The sequence below is a fragment of the Asticcacaulis sp. P2_B1 genome (genome assembly GCF_056404915.1).
Genome location: NZ_JBFUDD010000006.1, coordinates 42,996 through 67,385 on the forward strand (window position 1 = coordinate 42,996; position 24,390 = coordinate 67,385).

General features: G+C 62.3%; 23 protein-coding genes. 11 read left to right on the forward strand and 12 right to left on the reverse strand.

The genetic code is table 11. The features are described 5' to 3' along the window. Nucleotides 1-236: 236 nt before the first annotated feature. Both AC1DX3_RS14655 and AC1DX3_RS14660 read right to left on the reverse strand, forming a co-directional pair. Nucleotides 237-662, reverse strand: coding sequence for a hypothetical protein (locus AC1DX3_RS14655; RefSeq protein ID WP_476990056.1), 426 nt, complete (start codon nt 660-662; stop codon nt 237-239). 117 nt (nt 663-779) lie between these two features. Next, the gene (locus AC1DX3_RS14660) at nt 780-1,517 is read right to left on the reverse strand and encodes a glycosyltransferase family 2 protein (protein ID WP_476990057.1); all 738 of its coding nucleotides are present in this window, start codon (nt 1,515-1,517) and stop codon (nt 780-782) included. Nucleotides 1,518-1,625: 108 nt separating this feature from the next. On the opposite strand from AC1DX3_RS14660, the gene AC1DX3_RS14665 reads away from it, so the two are divergent. Next, nucleotides 1,626-3,347, forward strand: coding sequence for an ArnT family glycosyltransferase (locus tag AC1DX3_RS14665; protein WP_476990058.1), 1,722 nt, complete (start codon nt 1,626-1,628; stop codon nt 3,345-3,347). A 4-nt stretch (nt 3,348-3,351) separates the two neighbouring features. On the opposite strand, the gene AC1DX3_RS14670 is transcribed toward AC1DX3_RS14665, so the two are convergent. The 3 genes from AC1DX3_RS14670 to AC1DX3_RS14680 are packed head-to-tail and all read right to left on the reverse strand — an operon-like array spanning nt 3,352 to nt 6,072. Further along, nucleotides 3,352-3,834: a cupin domain-containing protein gene (locus AC1DX3_RS14670; protein WP_476990059.1), complete on the reverse strand. Its 483-nt coding sequence runs from the start codon at nt 3,832-3,834 to the stop codon at nt 3,352-3,354. Then, a complete protein-coding gene (locus AC1DX3_RS14675; protein WP_476990060.1) occupies nt 3,788-4,774 on the reverse strand; it encodes a homoserine O-acetyltransferase/O-succinyltransferase family protein in 987 nt (328 codons plus the stop codon). Before AC1DX3_RS14675 ends, AC1DX3_RS14670 begins: the two co-directional genes overlap by 47 nt. 2 nt (nt 4,775-4,776) lie before the next feature. Further along, nucleotides 4,777-6,072: an O-acetylhomoserine aminocarboxypropyltransferase/cysteine synthase family protein gene (locus tag AC1DX3_RS14680; protein ID WP_476990061.1), complete on the reverse strand. Its 1,296-nt coding sequence runs from the start codon at nt 6,070-6,072 to the stop codon at nt 4,777-4,779. Nucleotides 6,073-6,227: 155 nt separating this feature from the next. Between AC1DX3_RS14680 and AC1DX3_RS14685 the strand changes: the two genes are divergently transcribed. After that, nucleotides 6,228-7,958 carry a long-chain-acyl-CoA synthetase gene (locus AC1DX3_RS14685; protein ID WP_476990062.1) on the forward strand — a complete coding sequence of 577 codons (1,731 nt, stop codon included), beginning with the start codon at nt 6,228-6,230 and terminating at the stop codon, nt 7,956-7,958. Between the two features lie 9 nt (nt 7,959-7,967). Further along, nucleotides 7,968-8,864: a branched-chain amino acid aminotransferase gene (locus AC1DX3_RS14690; protein ID WP_476990063.1), complete on the forward strand. Its 897-nt coding sequence runs from the start codon at nt 7,968-7,970 to the stop codon at nt 8,862-8,864. A 147-nt stretch (nt 8,865-9,011) separates the two neighbouring features. Here the strand turns inward: AC1DX3_RS14690 and AC1DX3_RS14695 are convergent, their stop codons facing one another. Continuing rightward, the gene (locus AC1DX3_RS14695) at nt 9,012-10,688 is read right to left on the reverse strand and encodes a thiamine pyrophosphate-binding protein (RefSeq protein WP_476990064.1); all 1,677 of its coding nucleotides are present in this window, start codon (nt 10,686-10,688) and stop codon (nt 9,012-9,014) included. A 4-nt stretch (nt 10,689-10,692) separates the two neighbouring features. Next, complete coding sequence (locus tag AC1DX3_RS14700; RefSeq protein ID WP_476990065.1) at nt 10,693-11,547, reverse strand: hypothetical protein; 855 nt, start codon at nt 11,545-11,547, stop codon at nt 10,693-10,695. A gap of 110 nt (nt 11,548-11,657) precedes the next feature. Between AC1DX3_RS14700 and AC1DX3_RS14705 the strand changes: the two genes are divergently transcribed. Genes AC1DX3_RS14705 through AC1DX3_RS14715 form a run of 3 tightly spaced genes read left to right on the forward strand, consistent with a single transcriptional unit; the run spans nt 11,658 to nt 13,954 of the window. Continuing rightward, nucleotides 11,658-11,894 carry an acyl carrier protein gene (locus AC1DX3_RS14705; protein ID WP_476990066.1) on the forward strand — a complete coding sequence of 79 codons (237 nt, stop codon included), beginning with the start codon at nt 11,658-11,660 and terminating at the stop codon, nt 11,892-11,894. A 1-nt stretch (nt 11,895) separates the two neighbouring features. After that, nucleotides 11,896-13,242 (forward strand): ANL family adenylate-forming protein, encoded by a 1,347-nt coding sequence (locus AC1DX3_RS14710; protein ID WP_476990067.1) that lies wholly within the window; start codon nt 11,896-11,898, stop codon nt 13,240-13,242. After that, nucleotides 13,235-13,954 (forward strand): SDR family NAD(P)-dependent oxidoreductase, encoded by a 720-nt coding sequence (locus AC1DX3_RS14715; protein ID WP_476990068.1) that lies wholly within the window; start codon nt 13,235-13,237, stop codon nt 13,952-13,954. The genes AC1DX3_RS14710 and AC1DX3_RS14715 overlap by 8 nt, the downstream gene beginning before the upstream one ends. Before the next feature lie 299 nt (nt 13,955-14,253). Here the strand turns inward: AC1DX3_RS14715 and AC1DX3_RS14720 are convergent, their stop codons facing one another. Next, entirely contained in the window at nt 14,254-15,174 is a 921-nt protein-coding gene (locus AC1DX3_RS14720; protein WP_476990069.1) for an amino acid--[acyl-carrier-protein] ligase, read from the reverse strand. A gap of 12 nt (nt 15,175-15,186) precedes the next feature. After that, nucleotides 15,187-16,386: an acyl-CoA dehydrogenase family protein gene (locus AC1DX3_RS14725; protein WP_476990070.1), complete on the reverse strand. Its 1,200-nt coding sequence runs from the start codon at nt 16,384-16,386 to the stop codon at nt 15,187-15,189. A 242-nt stretch (nt 16,387-16,628) separates the two neighbouring features. Between AC1DX3_RS14725 and AC1DX3_RS14730 the strand changes: the two genes are divergently transcribed. The 3 genes from AC1DX3_RS14730 (at nt 16,629) to AC1DX3_RS14740 (ending at nt 18,838) form a co-directional block, all read left to right on the forward strand. Continuing rightward, nucleotides 16,629-16,907 carry a phosphopantetheine-binding protein gene (locus AC1DX3_RS14730; RefSeq protein WP_476990071.1) on the forward strand — a complete coding sequence of 93 codons (279 nt, stop codon included), beginning with the start codon at nt 16,629-16,631 and terminating at the stop codon, nt 16,905-16,907. A 105-nt stretch (nt 16,908-17,012) separates the two neighbouring features. Further along, a complete protein-coding gene (locus tag AC1DX3_RS14735; RefSeq protein WP_476990072.1) occupies nt 17,013-17,885 on the forward strand; it encodes an alpha/beta hydrolase in 873 nt (290 codons plus the stop codon). Nucleotides 17,886-17,932: 47 nt separating this feature from the next. Beyond that, nucleotides 17,933-18,838, forward strand: coding sequence for a DMT family transporter (locus AC1DX3_RS14740; RefSeq protein WP_476990073.1), 906 nt, complete (start codon nt 17,933-17,935; stop codon nt 18,836-18,838). Here the strand turns inward: AC1DX3_RS14740 and AC1DX3_RS14745 are convergent. Beyond that, a complete protein-coding gene (locus tag AC1DX3_RS14745) occupies nt 18,826-19,665 on the reverse strand; it encodes a CHAD domain-containing protein (RefSeq protein WP_476990074.1) in 840 nt (279 codons plus the stop codon). The two genes, AC1DX3_RS14740 and AC1DX3_RS14745, sit on opposite strands and share 13 nt — an antisense overlap. A 126-nt stretch (nt 19,666-19,791) precedes the next feature. Between AC1DX3_RS14745 and AC1DX3_RS14750 the strand changes: the two genes are divergently transcribed. After that, entirely contained in the window at nt 19,792-21,024 is a 1,233-nt protein-coding gene (locus AC1DX3_RS14750) for a flavin monoamine oxidase family protein (protein ID WP_476990075.1), read from the forward strand. Between the two features lie 184 nt (nt 21,025-21,208). Next, nucleotides 21,209-21,502, forward strand: a complete 294-nt coding sequence (locus AC1DX3_RS14755) for a hypothetical protein (RefSeq protein ID WP_476990076.1) — start codon at nt 21,209-21,211, stop codon at nt 21,500-21,502. 12 nt (nt 21,503-21,514) lie between these two features. Here the strand turns inward: AC1DX3_RS14755 and AC1DX3_RS14760 are convergent, their stop codons facing one another. Further along, nucleotides 21,515-23,716 (reverse strand): hypothetical protein, encoded by a 2,202-nt coding sequence (locus AC1DX3_RS14760; protein ID WP_476990077.1) that lies wholly within the window; start codon nt 23,714-23,716, stop codon nt 21,515-21,517. Between the two features lie 51 nt (nt 23,717-23,767). Then, entirely contained in the window at nt 23,768-24,325 is a 558-nt protein-coding gene (locus tag AC1DX3_RS14765; RefSeq protein ID WP_476990078.1) for a cysteine hydrolase family protein, read from the reverse strand. Nucleotides 24,326-24,390: the final 65 nt, after the last annotated feature.

Below are 24,390 nucleotides of genomic sequence, written 5' to 3' on the forward strand. Positions count from 1 at the left end.
CTTAAGGTTTTAACCACGAAAAGCACGAAAAAAGAGAAAAACACGAAAAGATCGAGCACTATTTAAATCTGTGCCCGCAGGGCCACCCCCTCAAATGCGGCATGGCAAGCTGAGGCGCTACGCGCGAAGACATCCTGGATTTTCGTGCTTTTCCCTTATTTTCGTGCTTTTCGTGGTTAAAACTAAAAAGCCCGCCGGACGCACCGGCGGGCTTTTCGATAGACTGAGCGACAGCCTCAGTGGCCGAAGTCGATATCTTTCCGGGCGCTGATCGCCGTGACGATAAAGCCGGCCAGCACGTCCATCAGGGTCATGCACATCAGCAGGAAAAAGGTCGAGGTGGCGAACGGCCGCAGCAGCAGGAATTCGACCAGGCAAACGATGAACAGGACCATCGACAAAGAGTGGTTGATGATCGCCACCTTGTCCGACTTGGTCGACTTCAGCAGTTCGAAGAACAGACAGATCAGCGAACCGAACAGGATGATGTCGCCGACGCTGACCGCCCATTTGGTGCCGGATGACGGCATGGGCAGGCTGAACAGGATTTGGTTGGTGGCGCTGTAGGCCGCGCCGGCGTCGTTGCCGCTGAACATCGAGATGATGGCCAGCAAATTATACATGGCGACCGGAATGAGCAGTAGCGGAAAGGCTGTAATCAAGGTCGACCCCCTATTGTCAGGCTTTTGCGGCTTATCATCGTAAAAGCCAAGCGCAGCCTCGGTTGCAAGCGTTTCTCGATCTAGATGAGGCATCAAACCTCCTCCTCGTCACCCGGCCTATTTGCCGCCCTCTGTGATGCGTCCGGGCTGGCGCAAACGGCGGTTTAGCCACATTACACCCGGCAGGTCGGATAAGGCTACGGCTAAACGTCCCAGATTGGTATATTTTGACTGACCTGTGGTACGTAAGCGATCATCGACCGTCTCAAAAAGTGTCTCGAAACCCTCACGCGTCACCAAGGACGGCAGGTAACGGTGCATCTGATCGAAATAGGGCAGACGCAAAAAGACATCGCGGCGCAGGGCCTTCAGGCCGCAGCCGGTATCATTGGACTTGTCGTTGAGCATGGCCTTGCGGATGCCGTTGGCCCACCGCGACGCCCATTTTTTCGACGCCGTGTCCTGACGGTTGCGGCGTTCGCCGGCGACCATGCCGACCTCCGGACCGGACGCGCCGAGGCGCCGGGCGATTTTCACGGCATCGGCGGCCGGATTTTGCCCGTCGCCGTCCAGCGTGACGATGATATCGCCGCGGGCGCCGAAGACGCCGGTGCGGATGGCGCCGCTTTTGCCGACATTTTTTTCGTGGTGCAGGACGCGCAGGGCGGGGATTTCGGCCCTGGCGGCGACCAGGGTGGCGAAGGTGGTGTCGCGGCTGCAATCGTCGACGAAGATGATTTCGAACTCGCCGGCGCCATAGACCGCGGCGAAAGCGCCTTCGATCTCGCGTGCGACTTGTACGGCGGAGCCTTCCTCGTTATAGACGGGGACGACAACAGAGACAGTTAAAGGCATGATCGCGGCTCAGGCTGGGGATCGGGTCACGATCGTGTAAGTAATTGCGGGTATTACATAATCCCTTTAGTCTCAAGCGTAAATAGAGCAGCTCGCCGAAGGGGTTTTATGTCTGTCCGTTCGTTTTCGCCGCTGCATTTCCTGCAAACCCACCTTCCTGGTCTAATAGCTGACGGTATGCGCGGCCCCTTACTGGCGGCGCTGCTGGCCTTCCTGGTCGGCCTGCCGTGCGCCATGATGGTGCCGCCGCTTGATCGCGACGAATCGCGCTTCGTCCAGGCTTCGGCCCAGATGATGGAAAGCCACGACTATATCGACATCAATGTCCAGGATGTGCCGCGTTACAAGAAGCCGGTCGGCATCCACTGGCTGCAAGTCGCCGCCGTCAAATTAACCTCCAATGTCGCCAAGCGCGACATCCTGCCCTATCGCCTGCCGTCATTATTCGGGGCGGCGCTGGCCGCCTTCGCCTGCGCCTGGGGCGCCTCGAAAGCCTTCGGCACGCGCGTCGGCACCAAGGCCGGCCTGTTGTTCGCCGCCAGTTTCATGTTGTCGACCGAGGCCTTCTGGGCCAAGACCGACGCGGTGCAATGCGGCCTGATCACTCTGATGATGGCGGCGTTGGCGCAGATCTATCTGCGCACGCGCGACCTGGCGGCCGATGCCCCGAAGCCGAAAATGCTGCGGCTGAAACTCGTCTTCTGGCTGGCCCTGGCCGGCACGATCATGATCAAGATCATTATCGGGCCGATGGTTCTGGCGGCCGCCCTGATCACCTTGTTCCTGTGGGACCGCAAGGTGCGCTGGGCCAAACATTTGAGTTGGGGTTGGGGACTGATCCTGGTCCTGGCCATTTGCGGGCCATGGTTCGTCGCCATCACCGTCACCACCGACGGTCAGTTCTGGGTCGGCGCTGTCGGCCACGACTTCGCCAGCAAGCTGAACGGCGGTTCCGAAGGCCATTTCATGTGGCCGGGCTATCATACCCTGCTGCTGCCGGCGACGCTGTTTCCCATGGCGTGGCTGTTAGGCGGCGCCGTACAGACGGCCATCGTGCGCCGCCACGAGGCCGCCATCCGTTTCGCCATCGCCTGGTTTTTGCCGGCCTTTATCATTTTCGAGCTGTCGCCGACCAAGTTGCCGCACTATCCGCTGCCGACCTTCGGCGCGCTCGCTTGGCTGTGTGCCGTATCGTTGGACGTGCCGTTGAAGCTGTGGGCGAAGATCGTCAATGTCGTCCTGGGCCTGATCGGCGGCTTGGTCCTGACCGCTCTCGCCGTCGCCGCATGGAAGCAACTGGGTGCTCCGGGCGCCCTGGTCTATGTCGTGGCGGTCGGCGCCGCGGCCCTGGCGGTCGCCATCTTCGCCGGCTGGCTGTTCTGGCGACGGCACCCGCGTTCGGCCTTCGGCTTCCTGTTGGCGGCGGGCATCGTTTCGCACCTCGGCCTGATCAGCCTGTTCGCTTCGTTAAAGCCGATGTGGGTGTCACAAAACATGGCCCGGGCTCTGATGACCGCCCACCTCGATCCGCGCCAGGGCCTGTCGCCTGGTCCCGTGGCAGTGTTGGGTTATGCCGAGCCGAGCTTCGTCTTTATCATCGGGACGCAAACCAAACTGCTCAACGAGGACGCCCAGGGAGCTGTCGCGGCCTTGACGGACGGCCAGCCCCTGTTCGTCGAGTCGCGTTATGAGGCGCCGTTCCTGGCGGCGGCCAGGACCGCCAGAGTCACGCCGCACGTCGTCAGCGTGGTGAAGGGGTGGAATTACAGCAATGGCCGCAACGTCGTTTTGACCCTGTATGATAACCCCGCACCGCCGGACGGTCAGTAGACGGTCACCTGGCTTCGCTGACCTCGGTCATCACTGGCGCGGCGCGGCCGGGCTCGCCACGGGTCAGGCGGCGCAGGCCGGATTTATCGACCAGTTTGCGCATCAGGCGGATCGGCACGGCGAAGATGGACGGCGCCGGCTCACGGAAGAAGGCCAGCTTGCGCACTTCCTTTTCGATGATCCACACGCACGTCGTGCCGGCCGGGAAGAAAACCAGGTCGCCGGGGCCGCAATGACGGGTCGAACCGTTGTCGAAACACAGGGTCATGCCGCCTTCGAGGATCTGGATGGTTTCGTCTTCGTCGTAATGCCAGCGGAAGGAACCCGCCGTGCAATGCCAGAACAGGGTGAATTGCAGCTTGTCGGCGCTGAGGAACTGAACGGAATTGGTCGCGGTCGGCGTGCCGGCCACGACCCAGTCGGCCGGAATCGGCGCCGGCTTATAGGTGGCCTGGGCGGTGGAGGCGATCTGAATGTCTTGAGTCATAGGCGTAATTTCCCCGGATGGTGACGATCGGTTGCTGAGACAGGACGCTGTGGTTTAGCCACATGCGGTAGAGGGCCACGGCGTCGTTGCGCCATGGCGGCGTAGGAACTGGACTGGCCAGAAGCTTGTCCAGGGCGCCGAGAAGTTCGGAATCGGGCCCCGCCGCCGTCATCTCTTTCAAGGCAAGTTCGGTATCGTAATCGAACAGATTGGCTGGCAGGGACGGCATGAATGCCTGTTCGCCGGCCAGGTAGCGGTTGATGTCGCGGCGATATTCGCGCGCCAGGGTGTCGGAATCGTATTCGGGATGGCCCTGGAGGAAGAGCGACCCCGGCATGGCGTCGAGCGTAAAGGTATCGGCGCCGGTGTGCTCCGACACGGAGAGCAGATGGGCGCCGGCGGCATGGAGGTCTTCGAGCGGCAGGGCATTCCAACGCGAATGCGGCGTGCGTATCACCTTGGCGCCGTCATTGAACGGATGGGACGGGTCGGCCGAGAAGGAAAAGACGCCGCTGAGTTTGGTATCGCGGCGGCGGCGAGCGATGCCGACGACATGCAGCAAGGCGGCATGGGTGGCCAGGCACGACCAGACGGCCGGCAGGCGGGTAGCGCGAACATAGTCGGTCAGCGCCTTGAATTCGGCCCAATAGGGTTCGTCATTAAGATGGGCGGCTTTCGGCTCGGCGCCCGTGACGATGACGGCGTCGAGGCCAGCAATGACGATATCACTGGCTGGACGTGAGCGCACGGCCAAAGCGGCGGCGGCCAGTTCGCTGCGCGGCGTGGCGTGGAAATGGAAGCGGACCAGCTCGATCGGGCGATCGCCGGCGGCTTCGCGCACCAGGGTTTCGAACTGACGTTCGGTAGCGGCATAGGCCGAGTCCGGCATGTTGTTGACAAGACCGATGCGTAACCGCGGGGGTTGGGCAGGATCGAACATGGTCAGGCCGCCTTATGGTGTGCGATGGGTACAGCGACCACCGACAAGGCCTGGTCGAGGTCGGCCAGAATGTCGTCAATGTGTTCGATGCCGACACTGAGGCGGATCATTTCGGGACGGACGCCGGCCTTGATCATGACCTCGGGCGCCATCTGGCGATGGGTAGTCGAGGCCGGGTGGCAAGCCAGCGACTTGGCGTCGCCGATATTGACCAGGCGCTTGATCAAGCCGAGGCGGTCATAGAAGTCCTTGCCGTTTTGCAGGCCGCCCTTGACGCCGAAGGTCAGCAGCGACGAGCCTTCGCCGCCGAGATATTTCTGCGCCATGGCATGGTAGGGGCTGTCGGCAAAGCCGGCATAGTTGACCCAGTCGACGGCCGGGTGGTCGCGCAGGAATTCGGCGACCTTGCGGCCGTTTTCGACGTGACGCTCCACGCGCAAAGACACGGTTTCAATGCCCTGGATCAGCAGGAAGGCGCTCATCGGCGAGAGGACGGCGCCCATGGTGCGCTGATAAACGGCGCGGGCGCGAGCGGTGAAGGGCGAGGCGAAATGGTCGGCATAGACCAGGTCGTGATAGGAGACGTCGACCTCGTTAAAGGCCGGGAAGCGGGCATTGTCCTTCCACGGGAAGCGGCCGGATTCGACAATGGCGCCGCCAAGCGTGGTGCCATGGCCGCCCATGAACTTGGTCAGGGAATGGACGACAATATCGGCGCCGAAATCGATAGGACGCAGCAGGACCGGCGTCGCCACGGTATTGTCGACCATCAGCGGGATGCCGTGCTTGTGCGCCACCTTGGCCAGGGCTTCGATGTCGCAGATATTGCCGGCCGGGTTGCCGATGCTTTCGCAGAAAACGACGCGGGTATTTTTGTCGATCAGCTTTTCGATATCGTCGGGATGGTCGCTGTCGGCGAAGCGCGCCTCAATGCCCTGGCGTTTCAAAACGGAGCTGAGCAGGGTGTGGGTGGCGCCATAAAGCTGCGGCACCGAGACGATATTGCCGCCCATATCGGCCAGGGTCACAAAGGCAATATGCAGGGCCGCCTGACCCGAGGCGGTGGCCAGGGCCGCTGAGCCGTTTTCCATGGCGGCGACACGCTTTTCGAGGATATCGACGGTCGGGTTGTTGATGCGCGAATAGCGGAAACCCTCGGCCTCAAGATTAAACAGGGCAGCGCCGTGATCGGCGGTGTCGAAACTATAGGAAGCCGTCTGATAGATCGGCACGGCGACCGCATGGGTCGCCGGGTCGGCGTCAAATCCGCTGTGCAGGGCCTGTGTCTCGATCCGCATCATCCGTCTCCGTCAACTGGTCTTAATTTGGCCCGATTTGGAACACGGGCCGGGTTTCGCGTGATCAGATGCAAACTTTGCACCATAATTCCCCTGGCAAGCGACTTGCAGCAATGACGGGATATTAAGCCTTAGCATGCGAGACTTTGGTTCTGATGAACGGACAGCCTGAACAAAATCTTACCGTAGCGAAACCGTCGGCGTCACGCGTCTGGGCGCGAGCGCTCGATTCGACCGGCCGGCTGATGCGCGATCCGTTGGCGACGTTTCCGGTTGTGATCGACCGGCTGGCGGAGCGCTTCGGCGAGGCCCCTGCCCTGTCGTCGCCGGTCGAGACCTATAGTTATGACAGGCTGGCCAGGCGATCGCGGCAATATGCGCGGTGGGCCCTGAGCCTGGGCGCCGGTCCCGGCACGGTGATCGGGCTGCTGATGCCCAACCGGCCAGATTATCTGGCGGCGTGGCTGGGTATAACACGCACCGGTGCGGTGGCGTCATTGCTCAATACCGAACTGCCGCCGCCGGCCCTGGCGCATTGTTTGGCGGCATCGAGTGTGATGCATCTGATCGTCGATCGCCGGTTGGAAGCACGCGCGCGTGAAGCGGCGGCTTCGATGGTCGTGGTACCGGATATTCATGTCGAGCCCGATCTGTCATCATTTCCGGAAGATGCGATAGAACCGTCCGCCGTGGCGGTGACCCTGTCGAGTCCGGCACTACATATCTTTACCAGCGGAACGACCGGCCTGCCCAAGGCAGCGATCGTCAGCCACCGCCGGGTGTTAAGCTGGGCCGGATGGTTCGCCGGTCTGACCGGCACGACCGCGGACGACCGCATGTATAATTGCCTGCCGATGTTCCACAGTGTCGGGGGTGTTGTCGCTATCGGTTCCGTGCTGCTGAACGGCGGCTGCGTCGTGTTGCGCGAGAAGTTTTCCGCCAGCGCCTTTTGGGACGATATCCGGCGCGAGCAGTGCACCATCTTCCAATATATCGGAGAGCTGTGCCGCTATCTGCTGGCTGCCCCCCCGCGTACGGACGACAGAGAGCATGGCCTGCGACTGATGGTCGGTAACGGCCTGCGCGCCGAAGTGTGGGAGGCGTTCGAACAGAGGTTTAAACCTGAGCAGGTTATCGAATTTTACGCCGCGACCGAAGGTACGTTTTCGCTCTACAATGTCGAGGGCAAGGTCGGTGCCATCGGCCGGTTTCCACCCTTTCTCTTACGTCAGCCACCGGCGGTGATCGTGCGCCGTGACGACGATGGGATTGTCCGCGATGGTGACGGCCGGGCGCATCTGTGCGCGGTCGGTGAGGCCGGCGAAGTGCTGGGGCGGATCGACCAGGGCTTAAAGTTCGAAGGCTATACCTCGGCCGCCGATAGCGACAGCAAGGTGATACGCAACGTATTAAACGACGGCGACGCCTGGTTCCGCACCGGCGATGTCATGAAACAGGATGCCGAGGGCTTCTTCTATTTCGTCGACCGCATCGGCGACACCTTCCGCTGGAAAGGCGAAAATGTCGCCACGACGGAAGTGGCGTCGGCCCTGGCTGGACAGGCCGGTATTGCCGAGGCCTGCGTCTTCGGCGTGGCGATTCCGGGTACGGACGGTCGCGCCGGCATGGCGGTGGTCAGCGGAGATTTCGCGGCCGAAGCGCTCGATCTGGCAACCCTATTGCCAGCCTATGCGCAACCGGTCTTTATCCGCGTTGTCGACGGTTTGGCGGTGACCGACACGTTCAAACACCAGAAGACGGCCTATCAGCGCGACGGCTTCGATCCGGCGCTGGGAGGTATCTATTGGCGGCAACCCAAGGGCGGCTATGTGCCCTTGAGCAACGAAGATTATGCCCGCATTCAGACCGGCGCATTGAGACTGTAAGGACTTCCTATGAGCGACGTTAAAACCCTGAAGCCGGTGTCCCAGACCTGGACCTATTACGAAGATGCCTGGCACGAGGGCAATCACGCCATTATGGGACCGCGGACGCACGGCGCCTGGCTGGCTTCGGTGATTTTCGATGGTGCACGTTGGTTCGACGGCGCGGCGCCTGATCTCGACAAGCACCTGGCGCGGGCCAACCGCTCGGCTGTGGCCATGGGCCTGACGCCGCTGGTGTCGGAAGCGCGCTGGCATGAACTGACGATGGAAGGCGCGGCGAAATTCCCCGCCGACGCGGCGCTCTATATCCGTCCGATGTACTGGGCCGAAGCCGGCGGCGTCGGCGGCGGTGTGCGTCCCGATCCCGACAGCACGCGCTGGTGCCTGTGTTTATACGAGGCGCCCATGCCGCCGATCAACGGCCCGAAGATCACCCTGTCGCCCTACCGCAAGCCGGTCAAGGATATGGCGCCGGTCGAGGCCAAGGCGTCGTGTCTTTATCCCAATAACGGTCGCGCCATGACCGAAGCGGCGGCGCGCGGTTTCGGCAATGCTTTGATGTGCGACGCCGACGGCCATATCGCCGAACTGGCCAATTCCAACGTCTTCATGGTCAAGGATGGGGTGGTGAAGACGCCGGCGGCGACAGGCGTCTTCCTGGCCGGGGTGACGCGAGCGCGGGTCATCGACCTGCTGAAAAAAGACGGCATGACAGTCGAAGAAGTCTCGCTGACCTATGACGATTTCTACGCCGCCGACGAGATCTTCATGTGCGGCAATTTTTCGAAAGTCGCCGGTTTGACGGGGATAGACGATCGGGTTCTAGACGTCGGACCGGTGGCCAAACGCGCGCGCGAACTGTATTGGGCGTTTGCCCACGCGTCGAAGTTGGAGCAAGCGGCGTAGTAACATATTACCAGTTACGATATGCCCCTTCTACATTCGGAGTGTCGGTTTTCCTTGAAAAGGGTCAAAACTACTCCGATTCACGCCAATGGCCGTGCTAGGTAACGGCGACGGTCTCCCTCCGCAGCCCGAACGTGATCAGATTTTCTAACCCCCCGCCTTGGCCCGCAAACCGCTGATCGTCAGAGTGGGCGTCAGGCCGTCCTGGTCGTATTTCACGTGGATGATCGAGGCCACGCCGCTGGCTTCGGCGGCGCGGAAGGCGTCCGGGAAATCCTCTGTCTTATCGACCGTGACGCCGAAGCCGCCGAAGGCACGGGCATAGGCGGCGAAGTCGGGATTGACGAGGTCGGTCGCCGACACCCGGCCGGGATAGGCCTGTTCCTGTGACATGCGGATCGAGCCGTAGGAGGCATTGTCCAAAACGATACAGATGATCGGCAGGCCGTATTGAATGGCCGTGGCGAACTCCTGGCCGTTCATCAGGAAATCACCATCGCCGGCAACCGCCAGCACAGTGCGCGCTGGGAATAACCGCTTCATGGCCACGGCCGCCGGCACGCCATAACCCATGGTGGCCGAGGTCGGGGCCATGTGGGTGCCGAACTGGCGGAAGCGGTAGAAGCGGTGGATCCAGGCGGCGTAACCGCCGGCACCATTGCACAGGAAGCTATCGGCCGACAGGTTGTCGCGCAGCCAGATCATGATCTCGGAAATATTGACGGGACCCGGTTGTGCTACTGGCGTTTCGGTAAAGGCGAGATAGGCATCGTGGCCGGCTTCGGCCTGCCCGACCCAGGCCGCGTCGATTTCAGGCCAGGTATCGAGCGCTTCTGCAAACGCCGACGGCGTGGCGCAGATGCTTAAAGCGGGGCGGTAGATTCGGCCCAGTTCGGATGCATCCGGAAAGACGTGGATGAGGCGCGGATCGTCCTGGCCGACCGGAAACAGGGTGTAGTTTTGCGACGCCACTTCGCCCATGCGACCACCCAGCAACAGAACCAGGTCGGCGTCTTTCACCTGCTGGATCAGTTTGGGATTGGGTCCCAGGCCGACATCACCGACATAGTTGGGATGTAACGGATCGAACAGGGTCAGACGGCGGTAGCTGGTCGCCACCGGCAGGTCGTAGCGTTCGGCAAAGCGGGTGAAGGCTTCGCGGGATTCGGGCGTCCAGCCGCTGCCGCCGAGGATGGCGATCGGGCGTTCGGCGGCCAGCAAACGCTGGCGGAAGGCTTCGAGATCGGCGGTCTTGGGCGCGATGACGGGATCGGTCAGAACCGGCGGCGCCTTGACGGCAATGCGTTCCGCCGTCAGGTCGCGCGGCAAGGCCATGACCACGGGGCCCTGGCGGCCGGCGCTGGCAATGTCGAAAGCTTTCGCGATCATGGCGGGGAGTTCGGCGGCATCGGCGGCTTCGACCGCCCACTTGGTCAGGCTGCCGAACACCGCGGCGAAGTCCATTTCCTGCCAGGCTTCGCGGCCCTTGACGGCGCGCGACACCTGGCCGGCGAACAGGATCATCGGCGTCGAATCCTGCTGGGCGATATGGATACCGACCGAGGCATTGGTGGCGCCGGGCGCCCGGGTGACGAAGGCTATACCTGGCTTGCCGGTCAGGCGGCCGACCGCATCGGCCATCATGGCGGCGCTGCCTTCCTGACGGCAGACGGTGACCGTGATGCCGCTGTCGATCAGGGCGTCGAGGACGGCGAGATAGCTTTCGCCGGGCACGCAGAAAATATGCTCGACGCCATAGGCGCGTAGCTGTTCGACCAGGGCCTGGCCGGCGGTTTGGGTGAGTGTCACGGTTTGAGCATGCATTTGATCAGGCGCCAAAGACGGCAAGCTCCGTATAGCTGAGATTGTTGAGATGCGGCGGGTTCGGCCCCTTGGCCCAGCGTGCCGAACGGCCGGTGAAATGCCAGCCGAACAGGCCCTTCGGTACAGCGGCGGCGTCAATCTTCCAGGCGAAAAGGCCACGTTTCAGCAGGGCCCGGCCCAGCGGCCCGGCGAAATGGACCACATCGTCCGGGGACGGACAATAGAGGACATGAACGGCGCCATAGCCGATGCCCGGCAGACGTTTATGTTGAAAAACAAACAGTTTGTCGCCGGCGACCAATGCGATACAGCCCCAGGTCTGATGGTCGCGGGCCAGGCGGGCTTCGAACGGCGAGAGGACCGCGTCGTGGTGCGGACCATAGGTTTCGACCTTGACGCCGCGCGGCGCCGACAGCCACGGCAGGGCGATGACGGTGTCTTCGTTGAGCGAAATATAGCCCAGGGCCTGGATCAGTTTGCGCGTATGTTCGGCAGGCGAGATGTTGAGATAGGTCGTCTTGCGGTCGCGCGTCGCGGCGCGGTCGAGATGCATGGCGAGATGGCGATAATCGGGTTCGACATACCAGCTGGAGAGGTTGCAGCGCGGGGCGTCGAGGCCTGGTGTATAAAGGGTCAGAAGCACGCCGCCAAGACGCGCGCCGTCTTCGAGCACGTAGCCGTAGCGCGGATGATCGCCGGCGGGTAAGGCGTGCAACCGTTCGAGCCCGGAGCGCCAGTAGTCGACCGTGCGTTCGGGAAAACCGCGTGCCAGGAGTTCGGCCACGGCATCGAGATCCGCGTCTTCGATAAGACGGCAGCGAATGGCGGCGGCTACGGATGGGGCAGCGGTATCGGGCACTTTTTGCGTTCTGCTGTGGGTGTCACGTAACATTATGCCGGTGACGTATATTTTCCCTTAAACGTTTTGATTTATCTGTGGTTTGGCCCTCCAGAACGGAATGTTTCTTTATGTCTACCCACGACACCATCGCCGCCGTCTTCACCGACGTCGCCGCCAATCAATCCATCACCTTGAAGCCGCTCAACGACGACACCGAATTGCTGGCGTCGGGCATGGATTCCTTGTGCTTCGCCATCGCCATCGCGCGCCTGGAAGACGAACTGGGCATAGATCCGTTCTCCGACGCCGACACGGCGTTTTTCCCGGTCACCTTCGGCGAATTCGTCAAGCTGTATGAGCGCTGAGATGCGTCTGCGGGACTATCTGGCGCAGGGTTTGGCGGGCGGCGATGCCGCGGCGCGCCTTGATGGACCGGAGGGTGGGTTTCGCCTGGCCGATCTGCTGACGGGTCAGGTTCTGGCCGGATCGCCCCAGGTCTATGCCGGTAAATCCATTCTGTTGCTGACCCAAGGCCAGGCCTCGGCGGCTGCGGCTTTGGTTGCGCTCGACGGACTGGCCAAGCGGATCGTGCTGTGTCCGCCCGATTTCAAACGCGAACATATCGATACGGTCCTGGCTACGGCCGAGATCGACCTGATCGTTGCCGACGGCCCGGAAACCGTGCCGGTCCATCGCATGCAGCCCCTCGCCCCGTCGGCCGAATGGGCCGACGCTCCGTTGGTGTGCGAAACCGAATGGGCGCTGTTTACGTCGGGCACGACGGGATTGCCGAAACTGGTCGTCCATACGCTGGACGGCCTGACCGGCGCCATCCGTAACGGAACGGCGGCGGAAGCGCCCGTGTGGGCGACCTTCTACGATATTCGCCGCTATGGCGGCCTGCAGATCCTGTTGCGTGCCTTGCTGGGCGGCGCCAGTCTCGGCGTTACAGGCCCGAATGAGACGACCGAAGACTATCTGGTGCGCCTGGCGAAATTGGGCGTCACCCATCTCACCGGCACGCCATCGCATTGGCGCCACGCCCTGATGAGTCCGCGCATTGGCGACCTGCCCCTGGTCTATGTCCGTTTGTCCGGCGAGATCGCCGATCAGGCCATTCTCGACCGTTTGCAGGCCGCGTTTCCTCACGCGCGGGTCGGCCATGCCTATGCCTCGACCGAGGCTGGGGTCGGCTTTGAAGTCACCGACGGGCTAGAAGGTTTTCCTGCCGCCTATCTCGATCGCGAAACGCCGGTCGCCATGAAGCTGGTCGACGGCGTCCTGCATGTACGGTCAACGCGCACCGCCGCGCGCTATCTCGGCTATGATGCGCCGGTGCTGATCGAGGACGACGGCTACGTCAATACCGACGACATGATCGAGTTGCGCGGCGACCGCTGTCTGTTTTTGGGACGCAAGGCCGGGCTGATCAATGTCGGCGGTTTGAAGATCCATCCCGAAGAAGTCGAAGCTGTTATCAATCGCCATCCAGATGTCGACCTGTCGCGGGTCTATGCCCGTAAGAATCCGGTTACCGGCGCTTTGGTGGCAGCGGAAGTGGTGTTGAAGAGTACCTCGCGTCCTGAACTGAAGCAGGAAATCCTCACGACGTGCCGGACCTATCTCGGCGTCGCCAAGACGCCGGTGTCCCTGGCCTTTGTCGACAGCCTGCCGATGACGGCCGGCGGAAAACTGGAGCGCAAGCGTGGCTAATGTGATGATTACCGGCGCCAGCCGCGGCCTGGGACTGGCCATGGCGGAGACCCTGGCGGCAGGCGGCTACAACGTCATCGCCGTGTCACGATCCATGTCGGACGAGCTGGCCAAGGCGCAGGCGGTGCACGCGAACATCCATCACGTGGCGGCCGATCTGCTCGACATCGACGGTTTGCAGGCCATCATCCGCAACGCCAAGGCGGCGCACGGACCGCTCTACGGCCTGGTCAACAATGCCGGTTTGGGCACGGACGGGCTGTTGTCCAACATGCATGCCAGCCAGATCGACGCCCTGATCAAGCTCAATATCACCGCACCGATCATGCTCGGCAAATATGCCGTGCGCGATATGATGATGACCGGCAAAGGCCGGATTATCAACATGGCTTCGGTCATCGCCTCGACCGGGTATAGCGGATTATCCGTATATGGAGCGACCAAGGCGGCCATGGTCGGTTTCACCAAATCTTTGGCGCGCGAAGTCGGGCGTTTGAACGTCACGGTCAATGCCATCGCGCCGGGCTTTATCGATACCGAGATGACGGCGGGCCTCGGCGACGACGGCCGCGAACAGGTCAAGCGCCGCTCGGCCCTGCGCCGGTTGGCCGAGCCTCAGGATGTCGCGGGCATGGTGGCCTTTTTGATGGGTGAGACCGGCCGCAATATCACCGGTCAGGTCATGACGGTCGATGCTGGGGCGACGGCGTAAGGGCTTATCCGCAGATTAACGCAGATTTTAAGCGGTGATTTTTCAGAGCCTTCCCGTCGAGCCGCGAGCAGCTTGACCTATTGAAGGGTCATCCACGGATAAGCCAGATAAGGCCAGATGGCGCTTCGCGCCTGGAGCGCTATCCAACGTCTACGCCAAATTTGGACGTGATCATGAAATCTGTGCTGATCTGGCTTATCTGTGGATAAATCGTCTTAAGTTTCAGGGCGTTCCAGACGGCAGATTTTAAGCGCTGAAAAATCACCGCTTAAAATCTGCGTCAATCTGCGGACAATCCCTTAAACGCCCAAGACGCCGCGGACGCTGACCGGCCAGGCTTCGATGTCGGTGCCGTGGGTGGCGAACATGGCGACCGCCAGACGATCCATGCCGAAGGCGACGCAGCCGGTATGCGACGGTACGCCGTCATGGCCGCGCATGTCCCAGACCTCGCCGAAATGGTCCTGGTGATAGTTGAAGCTCATACAGGCGGTCGGTTTTTCATCGGAAATCACCGGGATGCACAGCTCGAACTTCAATTGCTGTTCGACCTGGCTCATCGCCATGATCTGGCCGCCGCGGCCGAAGAACGGATCCGACGCCAGTTCCATGGTGTGCGGCAGTTCGAGACTGTCGGCGATGGCGCGGGCGCGTTCGACCCATTCGGTACGGAAGCTCAATATCTGCTCCGGCGTGCCGACGCGGACATATTCGCGCATGCGGAAGGACTGCAACCGGTCGAGGTCCTTGGACGGCTCGCGGCGGAAGCAGTCGCAACCGACATCGAAAATATAACCTTCATCCGGCACCGGGCCGCGTTCGGCGGCAATCGGATAGACGGGATAGCACGAGGCCGGCGACAGGACGAGATCGCCGACACTTAAGCCTTGCGTCCAGTCGTCGCTGTTGACGGCATTGAGAATTTCGTTGGTCGTACCGCTCATGCAGGACATGCAGCCGAGCAGGTTCGGAAAGCTTTTGAGATAGCCCGAGCGCTCGATCATGGCGCGGGTCATGACCGGCGGGAAGCGGAAGATTTCGGCGCCGGCCGGACGGCTCTTGCTGATCAAAGCGGTCAGCGCCTCGACCACGCCTTCATAGAGGCCGGTACGGGCATAGACGCCGTCGGCGCCCATGGGACGGAACAGGCGCCACTTCAGGGTTTCTAAATCACGCGACGCGGCAGGGACGGCGGCTTTATTCAGCAGGGGCTTGTTCATGGGAGTCTTCCATTAATCGCGAAGGGAAAGGGGAGTTTCCGACAACATCACCGAGGCGGCGAGGTTGGCGACGATACGTTCGTTATTGATCATGATCGGCGACGACAGGATGTCGCGAAGGCTGCGGCCGATGCTGACGTCGGTGTCGTTGCGATAGCCCGACAGGCCGGTGGCGCGCATGGCGCTCATCACGGTGGCGACGGCCAATTCGGAGGCTTCGACCTTCAACATGGCGATCGAGGTCTGGAAATCGGTCGCCTGCAAGGCGGCGTGATCGTCGGCCAGGGCTTCGAAGCGGCTGAGATTGGCGATCAACAAAGCGCGCAATTGGCGCAACTGGGCCGAGGCCTTGGTATAGTGGATGGCGCCCGGGGGCAATTGACCGCCGGCGCCGCGGGCGGCTTTACGGGTAAAGAGACGGGCTCTTTCGACAGCGCCAGCGGCGATGCCGGCCCAGACCGACGACCACATCAGGTGGGCCGACGGCACCATCGAAACCGTATGGATCGAGGCATAGGCTTCCGGCAGGATTTGATGTTCGACGCCTTCTGCCTTGAAATTGAAACCAGCCGACGAGGTGCCGCGCATGCCGAGCGTATCCCACGAGGTGGTCGGGTCGAGCGTGTAGTCGGCCTTTTCAAAGGCGATCAGGACCTGGTCCGACGGCGCCGCTTCGGGCGAACGGCGGGCCGTGGTGACGACGGCGTCGGCCTGGGCGCCATAGGACATGACGGTGGCGTCGCGGGTCAGGGAGATATTGGAACCGCTGTAGACGACGGCGCCGGCGCTGGAGCGGACATCGCCGCCGCCATTGCCTTCGGTGGTCGAGGACGCGAGCAACAGTTCGTTTTGCGCGATGCGACGCATGAAATCGCCATGCCATGGCGAGTTGTGATGGTGACGAATGACGCAGAAGACCTTGACCTGATGCATGGCGAAGATCAGGGCGGTCGAAGAACAGACCTGGCCCAAGCGATAGCAGACCTCCATAACGGCGCCGGCGTCGGCGCCCTCACCGCCGAATTCGGCCGGGATCATCATGGAGAGAAGCTGTTCGGCCTTCAGAGCGGCGAAGGCTTCGGCGGGGAAGCGGGCGTCGCGATCGACGACAGCGGCGAATTGCGCGGCGACGGCGGCGGCGCGGCCGGCACGTACACTAAAGTCCTCACCACGTACCTCTGTGGCGTCAATCTTGCGAGCGGCTACGGCCATGGTGATATTCCCCATTCTGGTTCATTCATCGCAAGCGGTCCGCTTCCGAAATCAAGACAATCGACCGCTGATATTCCCCAAACAAGCAAGTGGCGTGCCACGGCACACCTATCCCCAGGGGAGCGGCTGAGCATCTGAATACCTTATAATCCTTGATAAACGATTGGCACGGAACTTGAATTCCAGTTTTTTCGAGTGGGACATGTGTCCTGCAATCAGACATCGCCCATCTGGAGAATCCCATGTCGGCTCAGCCCGTTACCCTCAATGAACGCATTATCACCCAGGTCGTCAGCGTTTTGGCGCGCCGCCATCCGGGCAAGACCCTGGCTGCCAACGACGTCACGCCGGAACGGGAATTGCGCGAACTGGGGCTGGACTCCCTGGCGACCGTCAACCTGATGCTCGCCATCGAATCCGAGTTCGACATCTTTATCCCGCAGGCCGATATGGTGCCGCAGAACTTCCGATCGGTGAACGCCATCACGGCGATGATTTCGAACATGGCCATCGCCGCTTGATTTGGCTCAAGCGCCGCCGGGCTCCTCGCATAAGCTCGGGCGGGCGCTTGCCCTTGCCAACGGCCGTGCTTACGCCGCGCCGTTGGAATCCGGATTTTTACTGATATGGCCGAGCTTCACCCTTCCGTGCAACGCCTGTTGCGCATGCTGTCGGCCGGCCGCGATAGCGGTGCCGGAGACGTCGCCGGGCGGCGTAACGGCTTGGAAACCCTAGCAAAAATGGCCGGCGGATCGAGTTGTGTCGTGGCCAATGTCGAAGATCGCCGGCTGAACGACGACGTCGGCATGCGCGTCTATACGCCGGACGGCGCCCAAGGTGTCATGCTTTATCTTCATGGCGGAGGCTGGGTGGCGGGCAGTCTCGATACCCATGACGGCGTCTGCCGCCGGCTGGCATTATCCTCCAAACGCAAGGTGGTCGCACTCGATTATCGTCGCGCGCCGGAACACCCTTTCCCGGCCGCACTCGACGATGCCTGGGCGGCATTGAACCTATTGGCCACGGAGGGACCGGTTGCTGTGGCGGGCGATTCTGCCGGCGGCGCCATCGCCGCGGCCTTGTGCCTGAAAGGGCGCGACGCGGGCGGGCCGGTGATCGATCGCCTGCTGTTGATCTGTCCCATTCTGGACCTGGCCGGCGAAACCGAGTCGCGGACCGCGTTCGCCACGGGCTATTTTATCGAACGCGCCGCCTTCGAAGCCGATGTCGCCGCCTGGTGTCCCGATATTGCGCTGCGTCAAAATGAGGCAGTCTCGCCGCTGCGGGCCAAATCGCTCGGCGGTTTGCCACCAGTCAATATCCATACGGCGGAATTCGACCCTTTCCGCGATGAAGGCGAGGCCTTCGCCAAACGGCTTGATGAGGCCGGTGTGCCGGTGCGATTGACGCGTCACGACGGCATGATCCATTATTTCTACGCCCTGCCCGACTTGTTGCCCTATGCCGAGACGGCCCTCAAGGAGATGGGCTCCTTCTGAAGCGGTAGCCGCTTGAACTGGTACGACGATCCCGTTAAGGACACGCCATGTTCGCCAAGATGACCAGCCTCCAGGCCGACGGCCTGCTGCTCCTGACCGCCGCCATCTGGGGACTGGCCTTCGTAGCGCAGAAAAGCGGTATGGTGGGATTGGGGCCGCTCGGCTTTATCGGCATCCGTTCGGCTTTTTCCGCCCTGATGGTCCTGCCGTTATTCGTCATGGAGCGCCGCGCCGAGGCCGACAAACCCCACATGTCGCGGATGGACTGGCTGTTGATGTGCGGTACGGCCCTGGCTTTTTTCGGCGGCGTATGGTGCCAGCAGGCCGGCATGGTCAGCGCCAGCGTCACCAATGCGGGCTTTTTGACCGCGCTCTATGTCGTGTGCACGCCGGTGATCGGTCTGCTGCTGTTTCGTCACCGTCAATCGGTCATAGTCTGGCCGGCCTGTCTGTTGGCCATGGCCGGCGTCTATCTGCTCAATGGCGCGTCCTTGTCACGTTTCGCGCCAGGCGATTGGCTGATCATGTTGTGCGCCGTGTTTTTCGGCGTGCAGATCAATCTGATGGGTATGCTGATGCGGCGTATCCAGCGGCCGGTGACCATCTGTTTGATGCAAAGCGTATTTTGCGCCGTTATGGGAGTGGGGCTCGGCGGCGTGACCGAGGGCGTTTCCTGGACCGGCTTTACCGCCAACCTGATGCCCCTGCTCTATGCCGGCGTGGTCTCCGGCGGTATCGGCTTTACGCTCCAGGCTTTTTCGCAGCAGCATACGCCTTCGGCCGACGCCGCCATCATCATGTCGGCCGAAGCCCTATTCGCTGCGTTGGGCGGCGCCGTTTTGCTGCGTGAACGCCTGGGTCTGATCAGCTGGATCGGCTGCGGGCTGATCTTCACCGCCATCCTGGCTGTCGAACTGTATCCCTTGCTCAGGAAAAGGCCTCAGGCGGGCTGATTGTCGCTGATACGACGGAAGAAGGCGCCCGCCTTGGCTTCGCACAGCCGGTCGCCGCGCTTGAGCGCCCTGGCCTGGACGACGGCGCGACGGCGAGCAATGACGGCGTCGGGCTTGGAAGCCGCGGCCGTCGTACTTAAGCCGTCGTGCAGGCTGGCCAGGTCGTGGTCGACGCCCAACAGATCGCCGAGTTTTTTCAGGCGCTTGCGCCAGGGCGCGGCGGCGGGCCACAGCTCGATGCAGGCCGCCAGGGCGTAGCGCAGATATTTCGCCTGTTTGCGCCATTCGTGCAGGCAGACGGTCGAGCGGCGTTTGTTCGCCTTGGCAAAACTGCGGCGGTGGCGGCGATAGAGGTGCTTGACGGCACGCTTCAGGTCGAGTTGGCCATCGACCGGCGTGGCAAAGCGCGCCTGGGCGGCGGTGATGGCGGCGGCGATGCGGGTCTTCGACATGTCCTCGCTGTCGGGCACGGGCAGGCGTTTCGCCACGGCACGCAGGGTGTCGATTTCGGCCGGCGACAGGGCATCGGGTTCGGCGGCGATCAGGGCGTCGACAGTCTGTTGCGCCACCTCGATATCGCGCAATTGACCGAATGGCCGCGCCAGATTACGGAAATAGACGTTTTCGTAGCCGTAGCGTTCCTCGCCGAGCGGCTGACGCATCAGGCGCAGATAGCTGCGGATGCGTTTGCAGCCGAGATGGATGCGGTGGGCGCGGTCATCGGCTGTGGTCGCCGCGGCGTCGAGGATCTCGGCCATCTGCTCAAGCGTCAGGCGTTGCAGGCCGGCCAGCGGGGTCTCTTCGGATTTGAGCGTGGTGGCGGACATGAAAGCTCTTTCGCGCGAACCGATGAGCTTGGGCCGCATCGCCGGGATTGGCAAGCCACCCGGACTTGACTTGCCTGCCGGGCAATCGCATTGCCTTTTTATGGCGGGGTTCCGGAAGGTGCGGGTATGACCAAGGTGATCATTATCGGCGCGGGTATGGCGGGGTTGGCGGCAGCGCTCGCATTGAAGGCGCGCGGCATCAGCTATGTCATCCTGGAAGCGGCTGGCCATCCCGGTGGCCGCGCCGTGACGGTGACGACCGCCACGGGTACGCCGGTCGATCTCGGCGCCCATTGGCTGCACGGCGAAGATACGCCTTTGAAGCCCCTTCTCGACAGCTACGGTATCGGTTACCGCGCCGACGAAGAGAGCGGCATGTTGATCTGCGAGAACGGCACGACGCGCCACGCCGACAGCGAGGATTGGCTCGACAGCGTCGTGGACCAAGGTAAGGCAGACGGCATCAGGGCCGGCACTCTGCCCGATTGTCCCCTGCCCGATCTCGGCAAGGATGCCAGGGCGCGCAGGATGCTGACCGTGTTCGGCCAGTTATGGAACGGCGTCGAGCCGCCGCTGGAGCCGTCGGCAATGGAATTCCTCACCGACGAGAACACGCCGGGCGGCCTGCAACCCGACGGCGGTGTGGGCGCGGTGATCGCGTCGATGGCCGAGGACGCGGGCGATATTCGCTACGATACGGTTGTGACCGGTGTCAGCGCCGATGCCGACGGCATCGTCGTACATAGCACTGCAGAGACCTGGCATGCGGACTATGTGCTGGTGACCGTGTCCCTGGGCGTGCTGAAGTCGGAGGCGATCGCTTTCAGTCCACCGCTCGGTTCCGCCATGACCGATTATCTCGGCGGCATCACCATGGGCACGATGAACAAGATCATAGCCGAGGTCGATCCGGCCTTTTTCCATGCGCGGAACATACCCGTCGACTTCGCGCTGGAACTACTGGACGGCGACCCACCCCATTTTTGCCATCTCCATAGCGCCGGCCAGCCGGTTATCACCCTGTTCGTCTGCGGTAAGCATGCGGCCGAAGTCGAAGCCATGGACGATGCCGCGGCCTTGGCCTACCTGATTCGCGTCCTGGCGCCGGTTGAGCAACTGACAGATTTCGAAAAACATATGGTCGGCGCGCCTACCCGTTCCGGCTGGGTCGGCAACCCCTTCACCCGTGGCGCCTACAGCGCCTGCCTGCCGGGGGGCAAACGGACAGGACCGCGCTTCGAAGGCCGTGTCGGCTTTTGCGGCGATACGTTCGATCCGCGCTTTCCGGCATCGTTGGCCGGCGCCTTTCGATCGGGTCAAGCCGCAGCCGAAGAGATCGCCAGGCTTACCGCCTTTTGACAAGCACAGCTTCATGTGGTGCGGCAATTTTATGGATGAATGCCTAGGGTGAAGGCTCCGCATTCCAGGTTGCATAAGCTAAGCGTCATGCAATCTGGCAAGGCCAAGTGGCCGCCCGAGCTTTTGCGAGGAGTCATGGGGGGCGCCCAGTCCGGCGCCTGAGCTCAAAAATGGAGAGTCCGCCATGGACAATTACACCGTCGCCCACGACATCGAACCGCCCCTGCCGCACGCCTTGGCCCCGGAAGATGCGCCGGCGCGCGAACCCGGCATTCCGCACCTCGATTACAGGGTGCGCGATTACAGCGAACCCGGCCCCAGCACCGAAATCGGCCGTGCCCAGCGCATGGATGCCGTGGCGCGCAATATCCCGAAAGCGCAAATGCTGCTGGCCGGTATGGCCGGTGCCGGCGTGCTGGCTGCGGCTATCGGCGCCGTTTTCCTGCTGCGTCCGCGCAGACCTGTCGTGGCGGCTTAAAACCGCCTCACGTCACGCCTTGGTCCAGGTCAGGACCAGGGCGGAGTCGGCGGGTATGGCATATTCGCGGAAATCCTTGCCGCGACGGTGCAAGCGAACGGCCTGGTCGTTCAGGCGCAGGGACAGGCCCGGCATGTGTTTGCGGCTTTTGCGCAGGATGCGGACGGTGGCCGTGCCGCCCTTCGGGCCGTCGACCTTGATGAAAACCGCGCCGTCGCGCTCCGTGACGGTCGCCGGGTAGTCGCAAAACAAGCGAAACGGCGCCTTGCCGCAATCGAAGAAGGCGCGCGCCGCGAAGATGAAAGCGCCGCCGCAGCCATAGACCTCCTGGCCCACCTGACCGGCGGGCTGGCCGTCGCCATAGACGTCTTCCAGCGGAAACGACAGGCTGCGATCGATATGGCCGTTGCGAATATTGTCCTTGGCGACGACCTCCTCCGGCAAGGCGTCGGGGTAGAAATACCAGGCGACATCGAGGGCATAGCGGCGGTATTCGCACAGCAGTTTGCGAACATCGGACGGCAGGCGCTCGCCGCCGGCGCGGAGGTATTCATCGAAGGCCGAAAAGGCCTCGAAGCTTTCATAGGCCGCCATGTAAGGCGCGTCGTGCAGACAGGTCAGGCCGAAGAAATTGACATAGGACTTCGCATGGTCGATCTGCGAATCCCACAGTTCGCAATTGTGCAGGCAATTGGCGATGAAGACGCAGCTCTGATCGAACCAGGCGTCATCGCCCTCGGTCAGCCACAGCTTGAGACAGGCGACGGCGCCCCACGCCGTCAGATTGGTCTGGTAAGCCAGGTTGAAGCGTACGCCTTCGAGGGCTTTCAGCGCGGCCTTGGCTTCGGCGCGATAGGTGTCGTCGCCGGTCAGGTCCCAAGCCTGGAGCATGACATAGGCGTAGAGGCCGCCGACATCGGTCTGACCCCGGCCCTGGGGACTGCGCGCCTTGGTGATGACGGAAAAGTCGGTGACCTTGAACTGGATGGGCCAGACATATTTGAAATGATGGGCGGCCTTGACGGCAAAGCCCAGCGAGTCGCGAAATATGCGTTCGGCCGTCTTGTCGCCGGCCTTGGCGAGGCGCGCCAGGTTCATCAGCGGATGGTAGAGATACCAGGAATCGACGGCCGCGGCGTCCTTATCGGGACCGATATCGGGAAGATAGCGGCGGATGGTGCCGAGATCCTTGTCGTAGAAACGGCCGATACCTTCGGCCAGGCGTTCGGCCAGGACACTCGAATGGCCAAAAGCCTGCTCGTAGGCGTGCAAGGACGCCAGGACGGTCATCTGCACCATGCTGTCGGGCACTTCGGCGCCGACATAGGGGCGCAGGTAGAGGTGGCCGTAGTGCTCTTCGCGCGCGGCGGCGGCATGGTTGAGATCGTGGACCGTGCGATCGGCGCGGTCCAGCCAGTCGTGGAAGGCGGGCTCCGGCTTATCGAGATAAGGATAGACAGCGGCGAGGAGCGATATGAACTGTTTGGCGCTATCGGTTTCGCTGACTTCGGTAGCGTGGCCGAAGGCGACCAGGGCGTCCGAAATGACGCAGGTTTCACCGGCCGGCAGCGGATTGACCGGCGGCGAATTACCCATGGGCGCCGTCGGTGGCTGATAACCCAGTTCCGGCCACTCGCCCCCGACCACACCGTCGGGCTTGGTATGGGTGGCTTTGAAATAGGGGTTCAGCGCCGTCAGGTTCTGCATATAGAGGACGCTGCCGAAGGCCGGCTGGTCGAGCGTGAAGTAGCACAGGCCGCCGTTAAAGCCGCGCTGTCCGGCTTCGACCCGGCCGATGGCGCCGGTCGGGTCGTCGTCATTGTCGAGCGGATAGAGGTCGCGCGGCCAGAAGGTCAGCAGGACGTCTTCGGATGGCGTCAGGCGCAGGGTGAGACGCATCATGTCGTTACCGAGCACACGCAGCACGATCGTCCATATACCGGTGACCGTCTCGACGCGCCAATGGACGGCGCCGCGCACCTTGCGGCCCTTGCCGACACGATAGGGTCCGGCCCATGGAATGGTGCGCAAAGCGATGGCGCCCTTGCCCCGCCTGCGGACAACCAGCCACAAGGTATCGCGGCCGGGACGGACCTCGATCGTGCGGTCGCCCAGCCTGAAAGTGGCGACACTGCGACGGCGATGACGGAATTCATCGCGCACAGCCAGGGTTTCGGGCGTGAAGCCCGGAATATCCGTAGTGACATTATCCATGGCGCCACCTTGGTCGCAGCGTCGTAAGTTCGATATAGGCGGTGACCGGCGTCACATAAATTTGGGATAAGGAGCGGTTACATCTTGCCCAGCCGCATCGTCGTGCAGGCCGCTATGGATAATGTTGCCGGGATCGATCAGCTTGCCGATGACCTTCAGCGCGCTGTCGTGGAATTCCGCGCCCTTGTCGCTGGCGCACATGTCTTCGAGTACGAGCGGCCGGATGTCGTGTTCGAACAGGTCGACCGCGGTTTTCAGCACGCACGCTTCGGTGGCGATGCCGGCGATATGGACCGTGTCGGCGTCCCAGGCCTTGAGTTGAGCCAGCAAGGCCGGTGTAACGCAGGTATAGAGCGGCCGGTCGATAAAGGTGGCGTCGGGGCGCGGCTCCAGGGCAAGCTGCGCCTCCGCGCTCTGGGGCGCCAGCTTGTAATATTTAAGAATCCGGCGAAACGGCGATCGATCAGGGTTATAGAACCGGGCAAAGACGACGTGGTCGAAATCGTATTGCAGGCTCTCCAGGGGCTCGACAATATGTTGCGAACAGGGGGTGACAAAGCCTTTCTGGACATCGATGACGAGCAGCACGTGGGGCGAATTGATCGGCATGAGGAACTCCTGAACACACAATGTATACGGAGCATTTTACATCTGCCCGGAGTCATGAATCGATA